Annotated in this window: 2 protein-coding genes; both read right to left on the reverse strand. The window is 47.2% G+C overall.

Annotated elements, in window-relative coordinates; all coding sequences use genetic code 11:
• Window positions 1-33: 33 nt before the first annotated feature.
• Window positions 34-7,893, reverse strand: a complete 7,860-nt coding sequence (gene bamC, locus SB724_RS04765) for a bacillomycin D non-ribosomal peptide synthetase BamC (protein WP_410570256.1) — start codon at window positions 7,891-7,893, stop codon at window positions 34-36.
• 83 nt (window positions 7,894-7,976) lie between these two features.
• Window positions 7,977-24,101, reverse strand: coding sequence for a non-ribosomal peptide synthase/polyketide synthase (locus SB724_RS04770; RefSeq protein ID WP_410570258.1), 16,125 nt, complete (start codon window positions 24,099-24,101; stop codon window positions 7,977-7,979).
• Window positions 24,102-24,122 lie beyond the last annotated feature (21 nt).

Raw genomic sequence — 24,122 nt, forward strand, 5'->3', positions numbered from 1 at the left:
GTACCAGGCCAGCGGCGTTTTACACTTGATCATTTACATTTTGTCAAACTTTGCGTCTCCCGCAAACGATCCCATTGACAGTTGTTCTTCAAGAACAAGTCCGTGATGATGCCGTTCTTCAATCCTTTTGATAATAGATCGAATTGTATCCGTATTTTCTTCAATATTGTGAGGGTCAAAGATCGTCACATGGTCTCCTTTTAATTTGTACTCAAGGTAATGCTGTGCGGTTGATTGCTTCCATCCTCTATCGGTCAACTCGCCGCATAGAAAATGATGAATGTTGGCGTTCACCGCGCCGGAATTGATCAGTTTATTGTGATATGTGAGATAGCTTCTGATTTTATCCTTAATGGAAGGAATGGTTAATAATTCTCTATAATAATCCGGAATGATATCCAGATTCCGATGAATGATCTCTTCGGTTTCCTCTTCCGAAAAATAATTCACCGAAACGGCTCTTTTAGAATCAAGCATCATAATGTCCGATACGATGCGTCCGCGCTTCTCCAAGGCTTTGGCAACCTCAAAAGCCAAATTCGACCCCGAGGAGTAACCAAGTAAAACAAAGGGCTCTTGTTCCTGAATGCCTATCATGCTTTCTGCATACCGGTCAACGATCTCTTGCTCGTAAGACGGCTCTTCTAGGAAATCAGCGGCATAGACGGTGCAGCGGCCGTCAAGTCTTTTCGCCATTTCATTATAGACCAGCCCGTATCCGATTAAAGGCGGGAAACAGAACACAGGGATTGAACCGTTCTGATTCATCTTGACGAATACGTTATCCGTCTTGGACTCGAAAACTGCCGCTTGAATGGCGCGTGCCATTGTTTCGATGGTAGGAAAATCGTATACGGCTTGATAATGCATTTTGATTCCCATACGGTCGTTGATTTGATGAATAACTTGCAATACTTTGAGCGAATGACCGCCAACATCAAAGAAGTTATCTTTAATTCCCGGGTCGCTGAGAGCTAAAATGTTCTTCCATATCTCGGCCAGCTGCTTTTCAATTAACGTTCCGGGCGCTTCGTATTCGGTTCCGGTGAGCCTATTTCCCTCAGGAGCCGGCAAAGCTTTTCGATCGATTTTTCCATTTGCGGTTATCGGCATCTTCTCCATTTGGACAAAGTAAGCCGGTATCATATAAGCGGGCAGTTTGTTCAGCAAATGGCTCTTCAGCTGCGCCGTATTTAATGAATCGTCTCCTGACAAGTAGGCGCACAGCTGCTTTGAGCCCTCTTCTTCAATTGCGATGACGACCGCTTCTTTGACAGATTCCGATTGCAATAAAGCCGCTTCGACCTCGCCAATTTCAATCCGGTAGCCCCGGATTTTCACCTGATGATCAATTCTTCCCAAATACTCGATATTGCCGTCAGGCAGCCACCGGGCGACATCTCCCGTTTTGTACATTTTTTCGCCTGCGGCAAACGGGTGTTCAACAAATTTCTCAGCCGTTAATTCCGGGCGGTTCAAATATCCTCTGGCCAGTCCCTCTCCTGCCACATAGAGTTCGCCCGGTATGCCCATTACCTGAATGTGCTGATATCCGTCCAAAATATACGCTTGCAGAGTAGGAATAGGTTGTCCGATGTTGCTTCTGCCCTCGTCGATTTCCCGTTCCGTGATTTCTTTATATGTGACATGAACGGTGGTTTCGGTGATGCCGTACATATTGATTAATTGGGTTAAAGGATATTTAAGCTTCCAGTCTTTCAAGAAGGATGGATTTAACGCCTCTCCGCCAAATATGATTTTTCGGATGTTTAAATTGGATTCGGGATCTGCTCTCTCCTCCTGCATCAGTTGGTAGAAATAACTTGGCGTTTGATTTAAAATGGTCACAGCTTCCGATTTTAACAATTGCAAATACCTTTCCGGATTTTTTGCTATTTGTTTCGGAACAATCACTAATTTGCCCCCATACAGCAGCGCTCCGTACATTTCCCATACTGAAAAATCAAAGCAGAAGGAATGAAACAAAGTCCAAGTGTCCGATGCATTAAAATCAAAAACATTTTTGTTGTTAAATAACAGACGAACCACGTTTTTATGTTCAATGAGCGTGCCTTTCGGATTCCCCGTTGTTCCTGATGTATAAATAACGTAGGCTAATTGATTTGGCATCACGTTCAGATTGAGATTAGATGCTTCGGCGCCGTATGATGACGGATCGTCAAGGAAGACAGTATGACTTTGATAATCGGTACCTTCCAGAAGATGATGCTGCAATAATAAGATAGAGACGTTAGAATCCTCAAGCATATAATGGATGCGTTCTTTCGGATAATCCGGATCGATCGGTACGTAAACGCCCCCGGCTTTCAAAATAGCAAGGATGCCTATCACCATCTCCGGTGAACGTTCCGCCATAATGCCGACAAGCTCCTCGGCCTGAAGTCCCTTGGCAACCAAGGTTCGGGCCAGCTGATTGGCGCGTTCATTTACTACCCGATACGTCAGCTTCTTATCTCCAAAAACAATCGCCGCTTGCTCCGGCGTTCGCTCCGCTTGTTCTTCAAACAATTGATGAATCGTCTTTTCCTTTGGATACTCAGCCGCCGTATCGTTGAACTTATCTATCAGGAGCGATCGCTCATCCGCTGTTACGATATCGAGGTCTTGAACGCGAATTTCCTGATCGTCCGCCATTTGCTTCATGATTTGCATGAAATGCGTCTGCATCCGTTCGACACTTGCTTGGTCATAAACATCGCGATTGTATACAAAACGAATGTCAATTTCTCCATCCGGCATCACGATAAAAGTAAAATCGTAATGAGTATGTTCTTCCATATGAAAATCGAGAATGTCTAATGCGTTGTCATCCTGCTTCATATGTTCTATTTGTTTCTCAACCGGGTAATTCTCAAATACCATAATATGATTGATCAACTGCTGCTTTTGCTCAGTTTGAGCCTGAATGTCATACAACGGAAATGTATCATATTTTTGAGAAGCCAGTGCTCGCTCCTGGTTCATTTTCAATACTTGTGCAGCTGTCATTTCAGACTGCGTATGAATACGTACGGGAATGGTATTGATAAATAAACCGACCATGGTTTCAATTCCCGGAATTTCTGCCGGTCTGCCGGATACGACCGTGCCGAAGACGACATCCTGACTCCCGTTGTATCTTTGCAGCAATAAGCCCCATGCGGTTTGTATCCATGTATTGACGGTGACTTGCTGGCGGCTTGCGGCCCGTTTGATTTCGTCTGTGAGCCGCTTTCCTAAACGAAACTCATGCTCACCTTTTTCGTATCCTTTCGCCTGGCCGGAAGGTTGTTCTTGTAACAAAACAGTCTGCCCTTCATAACCTTCTAAATAGTTGCGCCAATAGGCTGACGCCTGCTTGTGATCTTGTTGATCCAGCCATTCGATATATCGGCTGTATGGGGTGACGGCTCCCCGCTTCGGCTGCCTTTGCTCAAGTATCGCATAATAGGTTTCAAACACTTCTTTCGTAACAAGAGGCAAACACCAGCCATCCATTAAAATATGATGAAAGCTCCATATCAACCGCGCTTGGTCTTCCTCTGTCCGCAGGATCGATACGCGCATTAAAGCATCCCGGGTGAGATTGAATCCCCGCGCCTTATCTCTTCTTGCAAAATCGGCAATAAACTCGCTGCGCTGATGACTGTTCATGCTGCGAATATCTTCAACGGCCGTTTCAATCGGCTTTTGCCGGAATACAATCTGCAAAGGCTGATCTTTCCATTCTGTATAAAAAAGAGTCCGAAGAATGTCATATTTTTCGGCCAGATGCGCCAAACTCATCCTGAATGCATCGATATCCAAGAAACCTTTCAGATCAAAAGCGGCTTGTTCAAAGTAAGCTTCGGAAGCCGAATCGATCAAGCTGTGGAACAACATTCCTTTCTGCATCGGGGTTAATGGGTATATATTTTCAATGTCACCGAGATGACTCGTTTGCTGCACAAATTGATCCAGTTCACCGATCGTTATATCTTTTAACGAAATATCGCTTGGCGTCAGGTGAATTTGATCTTGAGCATCACAATGTGCGATGACTTGCTGCAGGCTGCTTTTTAAGAGATCGGCACAGGCTTCCATTGTTTCTCTTTGATATTGTTTACCGCAATAGCTGATGGCCAGCGACAATCGGCCGTCTGAAATCATGCCGTTGATATCAAGTGTATAGGTCAAGGGACGATTGTCACTGGCTGTTTTCCCGCTTGAGTAAGGGGATACCTCTATCTTGCCGTTCCGGACATCTTGATCAAATTGACCCAAATAATTGAAACGTATTTCCGGATGTCCGGTCCATTCATGTGCCTTCGGGTGATCGGATAAATATTTGATCAGGCCGTAACTTATTCCTTTTTGGGGGATCTGACGCAAAATTTCTTTCACTGTTTTAATCCGCCCGGTGATATCCTGATCAGCTTTGATTTGAAGCGAAACCGGATATAGGCCTGTGAACCATCCCACTGTACGCGAAATATCGAGATCCGGAATGATAGACTCTCTGCCGTGTCCTTCAAGATCAATGAGAATGTCTTCATATCCGGTCCAACGATGAATAGCAATTCCCAGACCGGTCAGTAATAAATCGTTCATATCGGTCGAATAAGCCCGGTGAGCGTTTTTTAATAAACGTTCGGTTTCCTCAACGGTCCATTGAACGATGACCGTTTCCCGGTCTTTGGCCAGACCGGTCTCCTGTTCATTGTCCTTTGGCAATGTATGCTGCGGATTATGTTTCTGTCTGAACCAGTATTGATTTTCCGCTTCGAATTCCTGACTTTCTGCATAACGATTCAACTGTTCAGCCCATAACAGGTAAGAGTCCGTTTTCATCGGAAGCCGGATCGCTTCGCCGTTTTGAAGCTGCTCATAAGCTGCCGCTATATCCTCAAGTAAAATCCTCCACGATACGCCGTCGATGACCAGATGATGAACTGCAATCAGCAAATGATCTCCCTCTTGACACCGGAACAATCCCAGTTTGATGAGCGGTCCTTCAGCTAAATGAATGGATTGCTGAATCTCATTGGAAATGGTTTCTATCGTTTTGGACACATTTTTTTCTTCGCGTAATGAGATCACTTCAAGGCTGAACAGATCACCTTCATCGATCCCCCGATTTCGGGCTTCATATCCATCTTCTGTCGGAACATAGACCATGCGCAAAGCATCGTGATGCTCTGTGATCTTCTTCATGACGTCCCGAAGCTTTGATTCATTCAGTCCCTCTTTCCAATAAAGCATAACCGCTTGATTGTAATGGTGTAATTCCGGGTATTCCTGGTCAAAAAACCAATGCTGAATCGGTGTCAGCAGCGCCCGGCCTTTAATTTCTCCTTGTTCTGCGATTCGGGTTACCGGCTCTACGTATGGAACAAGCTCGGAGATCGTTGGGTATTTAAACAAGTGTTTGATTTCAAACTTATACCCGGCTTGGTATAATCTTGAGGACACTTGAATCGACTTAATGGAATCGCCCCCCAATTCGAAGAAATGATCTGAGATTCCGACCCGTTCTAAGCCTAAGACCGACTCCCACACCGCGGCCAGTATTTTTTCCAGTTCTGTTTGAGGAGCTTCATAGTTCATGCCTGTAAGATTCTCTCTTGGAGAAGGAAGGGATTTACGGTCTATTTTCCCGTTGAAAGTAAGCGGCATCTCTTCCAGCTGAACGAAATACGCAGGTATCATATAGGATGGAAGCTGCCGGGACAGCTCTTCACGGAGCTCGCCTGCAGTTAAAGCATGTTGTGCGGTATAATAGGCGCACAAAGATGTTTCCCCATCGATTTCCCGGGCGATAACGATGGCTTCTTTGATCCCCGGCAGCTGAAAAAAAGCGCCTTCGACTTCGCCGATTTCAATGCGGTAACCGCGGATTTTCACCTGGTGATCAATCCGGCCCAAATACTCGATATTGCCGTCCGGCAGCCATCTTGCCAAGTCTCCCGTCCGGTATATCCGTTCTCCTGATGCAATCGGATGGTTTATAAACTTCTCGGCCGTCAGTTCGGGACGATTCAAGTAGCCCCTTGCAAGCCCATCGCCCGCTATGCACAGTTCTCCCGCCACACCGATCGGCTGCATATGTTCCAAATCAGCATGTAATATATACAATTGAATGTTGGAAATCGGTTTGCCTATCGGAATCGATGCATATGTTTCTTCCGTCTGGCAATCAAAGTATGATACATCAATTGTTGCCTCAGTCGGTCCGTACAAGTTGATGATTCGAGCCTGGCTCACCGACGTGATGATGCGTTTGAAGCCTGCGACATGTACAGGCTTCAAAGCCTCCCCGCTTGCAAACACATGTCTTAATGACGCTAATTTTTGTTTCAACATCCCGCTTGGCTTCTGATCCATGGATTCCAGGAAGGCATGCAGCATCGCCGGTACAAAATGCATTGTGCTGACGCCTTTTTGTGCAATTGTATCTAAAATCAGCTCGGGATTCTTTTCTCCTCCGTTTGGCAGCAGAACCAATCTGGAACCTGATATCGTCCACCAGAACAGTTCCCACACTGATACATCAAAGGTGATCGCAGTTTTTTGCAGAATCGCATCCCGCTCATCGAGAGGGTATTTTTCCTGCATCCACACCAGCCGATTGATGACCGACCGGTGCTCAACCATAACCCCTTTCGGCTTGCCCGTTGAACCCGATGTATAAATAACATAGGCCAGATGATCCGGACCAGCAGCCGGCTCTACATTCGACCCGTCTTCACAAAAGTTTTGCGGATCTTTCATATCCAGCACTTTTCCCGTAAAAGGTACTCTCTCTTGCGATTGATTCTGCACGAGTAACAACTTCGTATCCGAATCCTCCAATATGTATCGAACCCGTTCCTCGGGATAGCCCGGGTCAATCGGTACATACGCCCCGCCGGCTTTCAAGATCCCGAAGATCCCTACAATCATATCCAGGGAGCGTTCGGCCATAATCCCGACCGGCTGATCCGGCTGCACGCCTTCAGATTGCAGTGTCCGAGCGAGTTGATTCGCCCTTTCATTCAATTCACGGTACGTCAGACGGCTATCCTCGTAGACAACAGCCGTTTGATCAGGGGTACGTTCCGCTTGTTCCTCCAAAAATTGATGAATCGTTTTTTCTCTTGGATACTCTGCAGCCGTTTGATTATAGGCGATGAATTGATTTGTCTCTGAGTCTGACAGAATATTAAGCTGGCGGATCATAAGGTCGGGTTGGAATAACAAAATCGAAAAAATCCGGTTTACATGTTCGATCACTTGCATCATATACTGGCGATCATAAGCTTGTTCATTATAAGTTAACTTTAAATGAATCGAATCATTTTCTATGGAAAACTGAAATAATGTATCAGCAGCAGCCGTTTCTATAAAACGAATGGGGTGCAGCTGATCTAGTGATACGATCGTATGGATCATTGGCAAATGATTTGAATCGTAGTTCAGATTTAATGGACCGGCCATTTTATCGAAAGGAACGTGCTGATGTAAGATGGCTCCGTTCAGCTTATGTTTGAATTCATTAAATATGGATTTAAACGTGCTGTCCGCATTTACGTTTTGTTTGATTAACATGACTTGGTCTAAACGAAGGTCTTCATCGGTTTCGTCTTCAAAGGTCGGTACACCTACAATAACGCCCTCTTCCCCCGTATATTTGTACAAAAGACACTCGATTCCAACCAGGAGAACCATATAAACGGCCATTGGCGATTTATTCGTCATCTTCATGATGCGCAGGGATACATCGGGGCTCAATGAACTGTGAATACGGTTGGGTGCACTCGGCGCATCATGCTCTATTGCTGAGTCCGACATTTGAAACGAAGGGATTGCACTGGGACGATCTTCCGCATCGAACATGCTGCTCCAGAACAACTCCTGTTGCTTAAATTCTGACATTAATATCCCTCCAGTAAGTTTTAGCCGGCTGACCGCTGTCCCCGTAAAAACACCATGCCGGGGACAGCCGGTACCGGCCGTTTTTAGAAATTCAATTCGATTTCGCTTGCAAAGTGTTCACTTTTGTTTACTTTCTCACTTAATTGAATTTCTTTTAAAGGAATCGATGGGTCTTTTATGATCGCCGACAGAATCATGGCGTAATCCTTGCTCAGCGTAGCGATGGTTTTCTGTTTGAACAGCTTCGTGCAGTACTCAAAGCTTCCTTGTATCTCGTACGGATTCATCACGAAGGTCAGCTGTAAATCAAATTTGGCCGCCGTATTTGTTTGTTCATATGGTCTGACCGCGAGAGAGTCCAATTCGATATCCGTTTGTTCCGTATTTTGCAGAACAAACATCGTATCGAATAACGGATTACGGCTTAAGTCCCGTTTCACTCCCAATTTCTCAACTAATTCTTCAAAAGGATATTCTTGATTTTCATAAGCTTTCAGCATCGTTTCTTTTGTTTCCGTTACATAGTCCATAAAGGTCTTTTCTCCAGCCGGGGCCGTACGGATGGCCAGCGTATTCACAAACATCCCGATAATATGCTGTAAATCTTCATGCATTCTTCCCGCAATAGGCGTACCGACGACGATATCTTCCTGACCGCTGTATTTGGCCAGCAGTATGTTATAGGCTGACAGCAAGATCATGTAAGCGGTCGATCCGGTCAATTCTTCCATCTGTTTTATACCCTGGACCACGTTCTCATCGAGAGCGAAATTGTATCGCTTGCCTTCAAAGCTTCGAATTCGCGGTCTGGCAAAATCTTTCGGCAGCTCAAATGGCGGGAGTTCCTCATGAAATACGTTCAGCCAATAGTTCTCCTGCCTCTTGATGCGTTCCCTCTGCTCCGCCTGCTGCTGCCATACAGTGTAATCTTTGTATTGAATCCGGAGCGGGGTTAATTCTTTGCCGTCATACAATTGAATCAGTTCTTCAACAAAAATATTCATAGAAGCGCCGTCTGAAACGATATGATGCATGTCAAACATGAAAACATATCTGTCCTGTTCTAATTCGATGAGTCCGGCCCGAAGCAATGGAGCCTGACTGAGATCGAAAGGCCGCACGAAATTGCGGAACAGCTCCTCGACCTCTTCATCAGCTGCTTTGTACCTTTCTATAGAGAAATCCGTCTGCGGCTTGATTACCTGCACCAGCTCTCCGCGGATCATTTCAAATCCGGTTCGTAGCGATTCATGGCGCTGGATCAGACTTTGGAACGCAGATTGTAAACGATTCATGTCCATCCTGCCTTCCAATGTCAAAATCCCCGGCATGTTGTAACTTAGTTCTCCGCCTTCAATTTGTGTAGACAGGTAAACCATCTTTTGCACAGAAGATACAGGATAAACATCTTTGGCTTCTGCAACAGGGATTTCATCCGGTCCGCTGGTTTCCGCACCTGCAATGACCCTCGCCATTTCTTCAATCGTCGGGTATTGAAACACTTCTCTCAATGAAATGCTTTTGTCGAATTGCTTATGGATCTTGGTAACGAGCGTCATCCCCCGTAACGAATGCCCGCCGAGATCGAAAAAGTTATCTTTGACGCTGACTTGTTCTACCTTCAATACTTCTTTCCAGATGTGAACCAGCTGCTCTTCCGGCTTTGTCCTTGGAGCAACATAGTCAATCCCGGTCTGCAAGCCTGCTTCAGGCAGCGGTAACGCGCTGCGATTCACTTTTCCATTGGAGGTTAACGGCATTTGCTCCAGTTGCATCAGGTATGGAGGAACCATGTAGCCTGGTATTTGATCGGAGAGTTTTTCTTTAAGCTGATTGATCGGCAGTGACTTCTCCCCTGTAAAATAGGCATACAAATCGCTTTGCCCCTCTGCATTTTCTCTGGCCAGGATCACCGCTTCTTGTACATGATCGATGTTGAGAAGAGCGGCTTCCACCTCGCCAAGTTCGATCCGGTAACCGCGAATTTTAACCTGATGATCCTTTCTTCCGGCATATTCAATGTTTCCATCCGGCAGGTAACGGGCAAGGTCGCCTGTTTTATACATCCGCTCTCCGATTACAAACGGATCGGCCACAAACTTTTCACCCGTTAATTCAGGCAAGTTCAGATACCCTCGTCCTACTCCGTCTCCGGCGATGCACAGCTCACCCTTTACACCTATAGGCAGCATCCGATCATGGGAATCAACAATATACACACGGTTGTTGCCCAGCGGTTTGCCGATCGGCACGTAACCGCCGTCGTCAGCGGATGCCAATGTCCCCGGTATGATATGAAAGACCGATGCATCCACACAGGTTTCCGTCGGACCGTATACATTGGTTATGAGCGGCATTGATGACCCGTTCGATGCGAACAATTCAAGCAATTGCGCCACCGTCGCCTGCGGGAGCGCCTCTCCTCCAATAAGCATGTGCCGGATCGTTACCCCATGAAGGCTGTCTGCAGCGATAAGCAATTGCAAATGTGAAGGTGTTCCGTCTGTTACGTCAATGCGGTGGGTGCGATAATAGTTTGACAAGGCATAACCGTCTGATACTGATGCTTTAGGGACGATATACAGTGCATGTCCCCCTAACAGTGCCGCGAAAATTTGCTTGACCGATGCGTCGAAATAGTACGGTGCCAACAGAGACACACGCAATCCCAAATCATAAGCACCGTACACTTGTCCGCGGAGCCCCTCCATCAAATGAAGGACCTGGCGATGCTCAATCAGCGTGCCTTTTGGCTTGCCGGTTGTGCCTGATGTGTAAATCACATACGCCAAGTGATCCGGTCCGGCTGCCGTCACCAGATTCGAGCCGTCCCCGCTGTTCATTCGTTCGTCATTCAGCAGTAAAATCTCTCCGGCAAACGATACACGATCTTGTAAATGGGGCTGTGCCAGCAGAACCTTTGCTCCTGAATCCTCCAGAATATAGCGGATGCGTTCCTGCGGGCTGTCCGGATCCATCGGCACATACGCGCCCCCGGCTTTCAGGATCGCCATAATCCCCACGATCATTTCCAGAGAACGTTCTGTCAGAATACCCACAGGCTGGTCAGGCTGCACGCCTTCGCTTCTTAAAATCCGCGCCAGGCGGTTGGCCCGCTCATTCAGCTCACGGTATGTGAATCGGCTTTTCTCGTAAACTGCGGCCGTATGTTCCGGCGTGCGCTCCGCCTGCTCCTCGAACAATTGGTGAATTGTTTTGTCCCTTGGGCAGTCTATCGCCGGTTGGCCCCATCTCTCCACAATCTGCTCTTTCTCCTTCGCGGTGATCATCTCCAGCGATGAAAGCGGCGCCTGCGGGTCATTCGCAATCTCCTCGATCAATTGGATGAAGTGCTTTGCCATGCGTTCCGCAGTTTCCTGCTTGTACAGCGCTGACGCGTAACTGATCATACCTGTAATTCCGTCTTCGTTTTCTGCCGCTTGGAACGTCAGGTCGAACTTCGCCATCGCATGGTTGTCCGGATAAGGGGTAAAACGCACATCATCGAGGCTCAATTCTCCCCGTTCTGTGTTTTGCCATATGAACATCGTGTCAAACAGCGGATGGCGGCTGAAATCCCGGGACACATTCAGCTTGTCCACCAGTTCGTCGAATGGATACTCCTGGTTTTCATACGCTTTTAATGTATGCTCTTTGACTTCCTGCACGTATTCCCGGAATGTTTTTTCCCCGACCGGATTCGTTCGTATCGCCAGCGTGCCCACGAACATGCCGATTAAGTTTTCCAAATCCGAATGGGTTCTTCCGGCAATCGGACTGCCTACTACGATGTCTTCTTGCCCGCTGTATTTGGCAAGCATGGTCGTATAAGCAGCCAGCAGCACCATGTACAGCGTGCTTTCGCTCTTCACCGCCAAGCCTTTCAGCTGTTCCGTCAACTCCGGCCCGATGACAAACTCGATTTGTCCTCCTTCAAAGCTCCGCGCAGCCGGTCTTCCGTAGTCGGTTGGCATATCCAGCACCGGAACCTCTCCGCTGAACACATCCAGCCAGTACGCTTCCTGTTTCTTCATCCGTTCGCTTTGCATATCCGACAGCTGCCACGCCGCATAATCTTTATACTGAACTCTTAATGGCGGCAATTCTTTTCCTTCATATAATGAAACGAACTCTTCAATCAAATTCTTGATAGATACGCCGTCTGAAATGATATGATGCATGTCAAACAGCAGCAAATGGCGGTCTTTTGCAAGCTCGATCAGTCCTACCCGCAGCAGCGGCGCTTTCTCCAAGTCAAATGCCCGCACAAATCCATGAACGAGGGCTTCCGCCTGTTCTTCTTTCGCCTGAGTGAATTCCACTGCAAATTGGACGTCGTCATAAATCCGCTGCACCGGTTCTCCATCTATTAGTTCAAAGCCGGTACGCAGCGTTTCATGGCGCTGAATCAGCTTGCGGATCGCCTTCTCGACAAGTTCCCGATCCAGAGCTCCATCGGCTCTCATGACACTCGGCATGTTGTAGCTCAGCTCTCCGCCTTTCAGCTGATTCAAAATGTACAGCCGTTTCTGCGCCGAGGAGACGGCATAGTATTCTTTTGCTTCAACGGTCGGGATAGATGTATATGCCGTGTGTTTCATTCCGGTAATCGTTTCTGCCATTTCTTCAATTGTTGGCGACCGGAACACTTCCCGCAGCGGCAGGCTGACCCCCATCTCTTTGTGCAGCTTCGCCGTCAGAGTCGTTGCCCGCAGCGAGTGACCGCCGATGTCGAAGAAATTGTCTTTCACGCCGATACGCGGAAGTCCGAGCACCTCTTGCCAGATATGCGCCAGCTGCGCTTCCGCCGCTGTACGGGGAGCAGCGTATTCGATCCCTGTTTGCACGCCTCCTTCTGGTGCTGGCAATGCTTTGCGGTCGACTTTTCCGTTTGCCGTTAACGGCAAACGCTCCAGTTGGATAAAGTACGACGGGATCATATACCCCGGCAGTTCCTGCGACAGCGCTATTCGCAGCTCGCTCACCATCAGCTCGGTGTTCGCTGAAAAGTATGCGCATAGCTGCTTTTCTCCGTCTCCGTCTTCAAGAGCGGTGACTACTGCTTCCTGTACCGACTCTATCTTTAAGAGCTGAGCTTCCACCTCGCCGAGTTCGATCCTGTATCCTCGAATTTTCACCTGATGATCGATCCGGCCCAAATATTCGATGTTACCGTCCGGCAGCCATCTCGCCAGATCGCCCGTCCGGTACATCCGTTTGCCGGGTTCGAACGGATGATCCGCGAACTTCTCCGCAGTCAGCTCAGGACGGTTCAGGTACCCCCTCGCCAGTCCGTCGCCTGCGATACAAAGCTCTCCCGGTACTCCGACTGGCTGTAGACGCATTGATCCCGGTGCCATCATATACAGCTGTATATTCGAGATCGGCTTGCCGATCGGTACTGATGCATACGCTTGGTTCGCTTCGCAGTTGAAGTACGACACATCGACCGTTGCTTCCGTCGGGCCGTACAGGTTGATCAGTTGGGCGCCGTTCACAGGCGTAATAAGCCGATGAAATCTTGACGTATGTGCCGGCATTAATGCCTCGCCGCTTGCAAACACTTGCCGCAATGTACGCAGCTTGCTTGTCTGTCCGCTCGCCGTCTGTGTTTCCGCAAACTTCAGGAAGGCGTGCAGCATCGCCGGGACGAAATGCATTGTCGTGATACTTTGCTCTTCTATTGTGTTCCAAATCACTTCAGGGTCTTTCTCTCCGCCGAGCGGAAGCAGGCACACCTTCGCACCGGTCAAAGCCCACCAGAACAGCTCCCATACCGAGACGTCGAAGGTGATCGCTGTCTTTTGTAAAATCGTATCGCCGCTGCCGATCGGATAAGCCTTTTGCATCCACATCAACCGGTTTATAACCGGACGATGTTCAACCATAACCCCCTTGGGCTTGCCGGTCGATCCGGACGTGTAGATTACATATGCCCTATCGCCCGCACCGGACAGCGGCTCCAAGTTAGAAACATCATCATCGTAAACGGAAGTATCATCGAGATCGATGACCGTTCCTGCAAAAGCAACCCGTTCTTTCACGTGACGCTGTGACAGCAACAGGGTCGCTCCTGAATCTTCAAGGATGTAGCGGATGCGTTCCTCCGGGTAATCCGGGTCGATAGGCACATAAGCGCCTCCCGCTTTCAGAATTGCATAAATCCCGACCATCATTTCTAGAGAACGCTCAGCCATGATCGCAACAAGCTGGTCGGCCTGTAGGCCTTCAGCTCGTAAAGTGCGTGCTAGTTGATTGGCCCGTTCATTTAACTCAAGGTATGTCATACGCTGCTCCTCGAATATAACCGCCTCATGGTCCGGCGTCCGGAGTGCTTGTTCCTCGAACAGCTGATGAATCGTTTGTTCACGTGGGTAATGCATTTCGTTAGACTGAAAACGGCTGTGCAGCTGTTCTTTTTCTTGCTGCGTCAGAAGTTCCATTTCTTCTATTTTGACAGACGGCAGCTGCAGTACTTGCTGCATAAGCTGTTCAAAATGTCCGCGAATCCGCTCTGCCTCTGATTGTTCATATTCATTTCGGTTAAAACTAAAATGAACGGTGAGTTGTTCGCCAGGGATGACAACTACATTAAAATCGTAATGGGTATGTTCTTCTATATGGAAATTCACGATATTTAAATCCGCAGCATCATGGCCCTCTTCGACTTGCTGCTCTATCGGATAATTTTCAAAGATCATGATATGATCAATTAAGTTTTGCTTTTGTTCCGTTTGGGCCTGAATTTCGTATAAAGGATAGGTATCGTACGATTGGGAAGCCAGCGCGTTTTGTTGAACCATTTGCATCGTATCAGCAAAAGTGCTGTCCTCATCGCAGCGGATGCGAACCGGAATCGTATTGATGAACAGGCCGATCATCTGTTCCACATCAGGAATTTCCGCCGGCCTTCCCGACACGACACTACCGAAGACAACGTCTGCGGACCCGCTGTATTTCTGTAATAATACTCCCCATAACGTTTGGATCAACGTATTTAATGTAACCTGATGCTGATTTGCGATCTGCTGTAATTGTTTTGTCTGTTCGTGATTAAATTGGCAGATCACATTGGCATAAGCGTATTCTTTTTGTTCATGCTGCGCTATTTTATGAAGAAGCGTGGTTTCACCTTTATATCCTTCAAGATACCCGCTCCAGTACCCCTTTGCCGCTCCCTGATCTTGGCGGTCAAGCCATTCGATATAGTCGCTGTAAGGAGCTGCCGATGGCGGTTCTGGTTCCCTGCCTTCCTGTAAGGCGCGATAATGATCAAACACTTCCTTCGTGATAAGAGACAGGCACCAGCCATCCATCACAATATGATGGAAGCTCCAAATCAAATGATATTTGCGGTCTTCCATCCGGAAAATCGCTATGCGCATCAACGGATCCCGAGCCAAGTCAAATCCTTTTGCCTTGTCTTCTCTTTGATAGGCTGCGGTTACATCCTCTCGCAGGTGCTCCTCTATGTCACGCAAATCTGTAAAATGAATTTGCGGTGTTTGCGTTTTATAGACAATTTGTAAAGGAGTATCGTTCCAGCCGCTGTAAAAACGGGTTCTGAGCACGGCGTATGTTTCAAATAATCGTTCAAGGCTTGCTTTAAACCAATCAATCTTTAACTCTCCCTGCAAATCAAACGATGCTTGTTCAAAATAAGAACTTGAGGCCTCGTCCAGCAGGCTGTGGAAGAGCATTCCTTTCTGCATCGGAGTGAGCGGATACACGTTTTCAACCTCACCTGCATGCGGCAGTTGAATGAGGAGCTGATCCAATTCGTCAATGGACATGCCCTTTAACAAAATATCGCTTGGCGTCAGTTCCGATTGTTCTTTATGAACGCAATGCGTAATGATGGTCCGCAGGCGGCTTTGAATCGTTTCCGATAACCGCATGATCGTTTCTTTTGCGTACTGTTTGCTGCTGAAGCTGATCGTAAGCTTCAGCCGGCCCTCGGTGATCATTCCGTTTATATTCAATACATACGGTCTTTCTTGATTTCCGCTTGAGTCTGAACCGCAAGAATAAGAAGATAATTGAACCCCATGCTGCTGTAAATCTTGGTCAAACTGTCCCAGGTAGTTAAAGCTGATCTCAGGATTGAGTTTCGATGGCATTCCGCCGCTTAAGTACCTTGCTATTCCATATCCGATCCCTTTATGCGGAATTTGGCGCAATCCTTCTTTGGTCGTCTTGATATAATCAGAGATTTCTTTGCCCGGCTGCGCGTGCAGCACAACCGGATACAGACTTGTAAACCACCCGACCGTGCGGGAGATATCTATATCTTGTATAATCTGTTCTCTGCCGTGTCCCTCTAAATGAATCGGAATTTGTTCCAGTCCTGACCAATGCGATATGGAAAGACCGAGAGAAGTTAAAAGCAAATCGTTTATTTCCGTGTTATAAGCGCGATTCGCTTGTTTTAATAGCAGATCCGTTTCCTCTTTCGTCCATTCCACAGTTGCTGTTTCACTGTCTTTTGCAGTTGTATGGGTTTCATGAAAATCTTTAGGCAGCGGTTTGACTTCGGTTTGTTCGATCTTTGTCCAATATTCCTGTTCTTGTTTTATGGTTTCACTTTGCGCGTATTCTGACAGTCTCTTAGCCCATAATTGGAAAGAGTCTGTTTTTTGCGGCAGTTGAATCACTCGCCCGTTCTCGGCTTGCTTGTAGCCGCTAACGATATCTTCCAGTAAAATGCGCCATGAAATCCCGTCTATAATCAAATGATGGATGGCAATGAGCAGATGATCTCCATTTGCGCATTGAAACAACCCGGCTTTCATTAACGGCCCATCACTTAAACGCATACTGCTTTGTATCTCATCAGCCTTGGCTTCAATTGTACGCCCCGGATCGGGATCTTCTTTCAGATTCAGGACTTCTAAGCGGTACAGTCCGCTTTGGGCGATTTCTTCATTCTGTGCCTCGCAGCCATTTTCCGTAGTCCGGAACGTCATGCGGAGCGCATCGTGATGTTCAGCAAGCTTTTGCAGGGTTTGACGAAGCTGCGTTTCCTGAAAACCTTCCGGCGCATGCAGCATGACGGCTTGATTATAATAATGCTGATCTGTTGTTGTTTGTTCGAAAAACCAATGCTGAATAGGAGTCAGGCTGACTTTTCCTTTGACCTCACCTTGATCGGCTATACGCAGATTCTGCTTGATATGCGGACTCAATTCAGCAACTGTTGCATATTGAAACAAGTCTTTGATTTCCATTTTGTATCCTTGCTGATTTAATCTGGAGGATACTTGAATGGATTTAATAGAATCTCCGCCAAGGTCAAAGAAATTATCAAGAATACTGACGTTTTCAGCGCCTAATACCGATTCCCAGGCAGAAACTAATATTTCTTCAGCTTTTGTTCGGGGAGCTTTAAACTCTGCTCTGTCCTGCAGTTCGTAATCCGGAGCCGGCAGCCCTTTTTTGTTTATTTTTCCGTTAGAAGTTAAAGGCATTTCATCAAGCTCGATAAAATAAGCCGGAACCATATAACTTGCAAGGGTTTGAGACAATTGTTTCCGGAGCCGGGCTGCCGTTGTTTGTCCGCCGCTCACGTAATATGCACACAATTGTTTAAATCCGTGGACATCCTCTCTGGCTGTAACGACAGCTTCCTTGATCGCTTCTTCTTGAAGCAGTGCCGCCTCGATCTCGCCTAATTCGATACGATAGCCTCTGATTTTCACTTGTTCATCTATTCTGCCCGCATATTCAATGTTTCCGTCCGCCAGCCACTTCGCCAAATCTCCGGTCTTATACATCTTGGCTCCGGGCTCAAACGGGTCATCGACAAATTTCTCTGCCGTTAATTCGGGACGGTTCAAATATCCTCTTGCCACACCGGCGCCGCTGATATAGATTTCTCCCGGGACACCGATCGGTGCGGGTTTCATATTCTCATCAAGAACGTAAATGCTCGTGTTTGCCGCAGCGGTTCCGATCGGTACCGATTCCCGTCTGTCCTTTGCGGCATCGTAACGGTAAATCATGCAGCCGACAACGGTTTCCGTCGGTCCGTACTCATTGCATATTTCAATCCGGCCTTCGAACTGTTCATGAATGCTGCGGGCTAACCGGGTGCTTAAGTTTTCCCCGCCCACAATCATTCTTCGGACAGCCGTTTGATCGGCAATGTTCATTTCTTTCAAAACCTGCAAATGGGCCGGGGTCAATTTAATGATATCCACCCTCGGGTCCCGCACAATCGATTCAAGCAGAGCTGTTTTATCCTCTCCGTCATAGACGATGATTGCATTGCCTGTGACAAGCGGCGTGAAAATAGAAGTCACCGTCAGATCAAAAGAAATGGACGAATACAATGGGAAGTTGGCTTTCTCGCCTTTTACATAAACTTCTTTCGCCCACCAAATATAATTGGTCAAGCCTCCGTGCTCGATTAGTACGCCTTTTGGTCGGCCTGTGGAACCTGACGTATAAATGACATATGCCAAATGGCTCACATCATTTATCGGAGCAAGGTCAGAGTCATCTTGGTGATAAGAACTTTCATCATCCAGTAAAACCGTGGCGCCTTCATAGGCAAGCTGTTTCCTGACATCCCGCTGCATTAAAACGATTCCGGCTTGGGAGTCATCCAGCATATACCGGATGCGGTCTTGCGGATATTCCGGATCTATAGGGACATAGGCTCCGCCTGATTTTAAAACGGCAAGGATTCCGACCACCGATTCGATGCTGTTTCTTGTGATGATGGCTACAGGCTGATCCGTCTGCACTCCTTTCGCTCTTAACGTTCGCGCCAGTCGGTTGGCCCGCTTATTGAGCTCTCCGTACGTGAGCTGCCTGTCCTTATCAATGACGGCTGCTTGATCGGGCGTACGCTGCGATTGCTCTTCAAATAATTGATGAACCGGCGTCTGCGGGAACGGCGCGGCCGTGTCATTCAGCGTCTGCAGAAGGGTTCTTCTTTCGCCTTCCGTTAACAATTCCGCTTGATCCACCCGGATATCCGCATTTGTCACGACTTGATGCAGGATTTGCATGAAATGTTCCCGAACCCGCTCTATGCTTGCCCGATCATACACATTTGCATTGTATTCAAAAGAGATGTTCATCTCGTCGCCCGGTATAACGGTCAAATTAAAATCGTAGTTGGTCTGTTCTTCCATTTGTACGTTGGAAATTTTGATGGATGTTCCGTTCTGACGGCCAATACTTTCCATATACTGATCAACCGGATAATTTTCGAATATCATTAAATGTGTAATTAAATCTTGCTTTTGCGTTGTACGCGCTTGAATATCGTACAGCGGGTGCGTCTCAAATTGTTGAGACGCTACAGCCCTTTCCTGCGCCTCTTTCATAAGCTCAGCAAACGTTGTCCCGGCTTCACATCGGAACCGGACGGGAATGGTGTTAATGAATAAGCCGATCATGGTTTCCACGTTTGGAATTCCAGCAGGTCTTCCGGATACAACACTTCCAAACACAACGTCCCGGCTACGGTTATATTTCTGCAGCAAAACCGCCCATGCCGTCTGCAGCAGCGTGTTCAGCGTGACATGATGCTTGCCTGCCGTCCGCTTCATTTTCGAAGTGAGATCGGAGCTTATGTCACACGTCACTTTTTCAGGAACGTATCGTCCGTCTTCCGCTGCATGGTGATCTTTAGGAAGGCCGGTTTGCTCCTCATATCCCTCCAAGTACTGATCCCAATAAGCCGCGGCCTCTTTCGCATCTTGCCGGCCGAGCCATTCAATATATTGACTGTATGGAGTAATTGATGATTGTTCAGGCTGCTTTTGCTGAAGCAAGGCAAAGTAATTCTCGAATATTTCTTTTGTAATAAGCGGCAGGCACCAGCCGTCCATCAAAATATGGTGGAAACTCCAGATAAAACGGTATGTCTTTTCATCCGTACGAAGGATGAATAACCGCATTAACGCGCCTTTTTCTAAGTCGAACCCCCGCATCTTATCTTCTCTGGCATATTCCTGAATCATCGCTTCTTTTTGTGATTCCTTCATCTCTCGTATGTCATTGAATTGAAAACCGATTTTTTTGGTTTTGAATATGATTTGGAGCGGCTGATCCTTCCAGCCTCTGTAAAAATTCGTGCGGAAAATATCATATTTTTGCGATAAGCCGTCCAAGATTTTTGAAAATGAATCAATCTCCAGGTCTCCATGCAGATCAAACATCGTTTGCTGAAAATAAGCACCTGAATTCGGATCAAATAAGCTGTGAAACAGCATGCCCTTCTGCATCGGCGTTAATGGATAAATATTTTCCGCTTCGCCTAATTCACGCGTCTGCTCCAAAAGCTGTTCCAGTTCGTCGATTGAGATGTCTTTTAACAGGATGTCACTTGGTGTGAGAGAAGTCTGCTGCCGGCTCACGCAATGCGCAATGACTTCTTGCAGACTTTCTTTCAACCCCCGGGCAAATTGCGTCATAGTAGATTTTTCGTATTGTTTGCTGCTGTAGCTCAGTGTCAGTGATAATGTCCCTTCGGCAATCATACCGTTCAAATCAAGCACGGCCGTTCTCTCTTGGTTTTCGTTCATTGATAACCCTGTGGAAAAAGGCGAGATGCGCAAAGCCTGGTGCTTCAGGTCTTGGTCAAATTGTCCCAAATAGTTAAACGATATCTCCGGATTCAGCTGCAGGCTGTCGGCTTCCGGATGTCCGGATATATATTTGATGATGCTGTAATTCATTCCTTTTTCAGGGATGCGGCGCAGCCCTTCTTTCACGATCTTGATCCGCTGCGACAGGTTTTTTCCGGCTTCCATCCTCAGGACGACAGGGTACTGGCTTGTGAACCATCCTATCGTGCGGGAAATGTCAGCATCCGGAATAATCGGTTCTCTCCCATGGCCTTCCAAATTCACGACAATGTCTTCCGTGCCTGTCCACTTGTGAACAGCCAGCCCTAACGAAGTCAGCAGCAGATCGTTGATATCCGTGTTGTAGGCGCGGTTCGCATGTTTTAATAATTGCTCCGTTTCCTTTTTTGTCCATTGAATCGTCACTTCTTCGCTGTCTCTTAATAACGATCCTTCGCTGATAGTGTCCTTAGGCAATGGCTGAGGCTTTATACTTGAAAGCTCAGTCCAATACTCAATCTCCTCTTCCATATCGGTTTCCGCCGCATATTTGGACAATTGATCGGCCCAGAATGGAAACGAGTCTGTTTTTTGCGGGAGCTGGATCGTTTGTCCGCGTTCTGCCTGCTCATATCCGCTTGCAAAATCTTCGAGTAAAATACGCCAGGATACTCCGTCAATCAGCAAATGATGAATTGCAATCAGCAAATGATCTCCGTCCGGACATTGGAACAAACCGAGCTTCATCAATGGCCCTTTGTCTAATACCATGCTGCTTTGAATCTCATTCGCTTTATCGGCAATCGCTTGAGCCGGATCGGTTTCCCTTTTATAATTCATCACTTCCAGATGGTATAGTTCACTTTCATCTGTTCCTGTAATTCGCGGAGCATATCCATCCGGCGTTTTTTCAAAAATCATCCTCAAGGCATCGTGATGCGACGCGATCCGTTCCATCGTCCGGCGAAGCGGGCCCTCTTTAAAGCCTTCCGCCGAATATAACATGACGGCCTGATTGTAATGGTGTGCATGCGGCATTTTTTGCTCAAAAAACCAATGCTGTATCGGGGTCAGCTTGGTTCCGCCATTCACTTCTCCTTGATCAGCCACCCTGCTGACCGGCGCTACAAACTGACTAAGTTCAGCAATCGAGGGGTGTTTAAACAAATGCTTCATATCAACCTTGTATCCGGCTTGATACAATCTGGATGACACCTGAATTGATTTAATCGAATCTCCGCCAAAATCAAAGAAATTATCCAGAATTCCTATACGTTCTGCTCCTAATACGTCTTGCCAGATGGACGCCAGCAGTTCTTCTATTGTGTTCCGCGGGGCTATGTATTCGTATTCCGCCCGCGTATTTTCGTCAGCAGCAGGCAAAGCTTTCAGATCAATCTTCCCATTGGAAGTGAGCGGAATGCGTTCCAAAGGGATAAAGCGGGAGGGAATCATATAATTCGGCAGTTCCCGGGATAAGTCTTCTCTGAACTGCGCAGCGGTCAAAGAAGGCTCGCCGACATAATAGGCATACAATTGTTTGGCCCCGTCTGCGTCTTCCTGCGCGACGACTGCGGCTTCACGAACGTTTTCCAGATTGAACATGGCTGCCTCTACCTCGCCGATCTCAATCCGGTAGCCGCGAATTTTTACTTGATGATCAATCCGCCCTAAATATTCAATCCGTCCATCTGGCATCCATCTGGCGAGATCCCCCGTCTTATACATCTTTTGACCAGGGACATGCAGATGCTCCACAAATTTTTCCTCCGTCAATTCAGGCCGATTGAGGTAGCCGCGGGCCACTCCCGCTCCTCCGACATACAGCTCTCCCGGTACGCCGATCGGCTGGATTTGATGGTGCGCTCCTAAAATATAAGCTTGATGGTTGGCCACCGGGCTGCCGATTGTGATCTGTTCATCAGCGGACTGAACAGGGTGAAATGTAGATACCACGCTGTTTTCTGTCGGTCCGTATTCATTATTGATCCGAATGCGAGGCTGCAGAGAATGCAGCTTCTCAACTGTAGCTGTTTCCAGCTGCTCACCGCCTACAACAACATGCTGAACATGGATGAAATCCTCTCTGTTCATCTGTTCGATCATCGTTTTCAGAAGACGGGGAGATGTTGAGAAATGGGTAATTCTTTCTTGTTTTATGGCATTTTGAATGGCGAATGTTTCTTTATTCTCTTCATTAGGCAAAAGGTGCAAAGTTGCCCCCGAGATGAGCGGGCCGAAGAAGTTTAAAATGAACGCATCAAAAACATACGGGTACAAGACAAGCACGCGATCCGCCGGAGAATGCTTGAAAAACGACTTCTTCCACTGAAGCGAGTTCACAATGCCGCCGTGTTCAACCATGACTCCTTTCGGTTTTCCTGTTGTACCCGACGTATAAATGACATAGGCTAAATGGCTGTGTCCCGCTACTGGTGATAACAATGAGCTATCGGCATGGTATGATGTTTCATCATTCAAATCAATCACCGGGCCGTCAAATGCGAGACTGTTTTTTAAATGACGCTGAACAAGGAGAACGTCTGCATCCGCATCATGAAGCAAATATTGAAGCCGCTCTTTTGGATATTCAGGATCCAGGGGCACATAAGCGCCCCCTGCCTTCCAAACGGCTATAATGGATACGATCATCTCTAATGAACGATCAGCGAGAATGGCGACTAACGTATCGGGTTGAACCCCGCAATTACGCAATGTTCTTGCCAAACGGTTCGCCTTCTCATTCAGTTCCCTGTACGTCAAATGGTCGTTTTTAAACTTGACGGCCGCATGCTCAGGCGTTCTTTCTGCCTGCTCTTCAAATAATTGATAGACTGTTCTGCTCCCGGAGAAATCTCTGACGGTGTCGTTAAAATCAAACAATAGCTTCTGTTTTTCCGCTTCCGGTAAGATCTCTGCCGTATGGATCGCGGCTTGAGGCTGAAACAGGATCACAGACAGCAGCTGATCCAAATGGGATACAATTTGATTAATATAGCGCTCATCGTACAGATTGCCGTTATAAAAAAGCTTCAAATGAATCCCGTTGTTCTCCAAGTCAAAGTGAAACAGCGTATCGGTTGCAGTATCTTCTTTAAATTGCAAGGAATGAATTTCGTTAAGCGAAACGACGGTATGAATCAAAGGCATATGCTCGTCATTGTATTGCACGCTCAGATGCCGGACCATTTTTCTAAACGGCAGGTTTTGATTTTTCAGAGAATCATTAACGGCTTCTTTCAGCTGCCCGAATACGGTTTTAAATGTGCTCTCATTTGAAAGCGTATTTTTTAAGAGGACAATGTTGTTAACGGCTGACTGGCCGGCTTTTTGCTTCGATACCGTTGGAATGCCAAGAATCAGGCTCGTTCGATCCGTATATTTATATAACAAGCATTCAATACCCGCCAATAAAATCAGATAGGCCGCCATATCGGAATGATTCGCTATTGTCATGATTCTTTGAGATACTTCTGGAGATAAGGAGCGGCAGATGCATTTTTCCTGGTAGCCGGTACGGGCCAACGATGCTTTATCCGCTGCTTTAAAGTAAGGGAATGCGCTTAGGCCGTCTTCTTCATCAAACAGGTTTTCCCAGTACGTTTCTTGAGTTTTAAATACCGACATTGGAGCACCTCATTTTATATA

The sequence above is a fragment of the Bacillus sp. SIMBA_031 genome (assembly GCF_046535225.1).
Classification (GTDB): domain Bacteria; phylum Bacillota; class Bacilli; order Bacillales; family Bacillaceae; genus Bacillus; species Bacillus velezensis.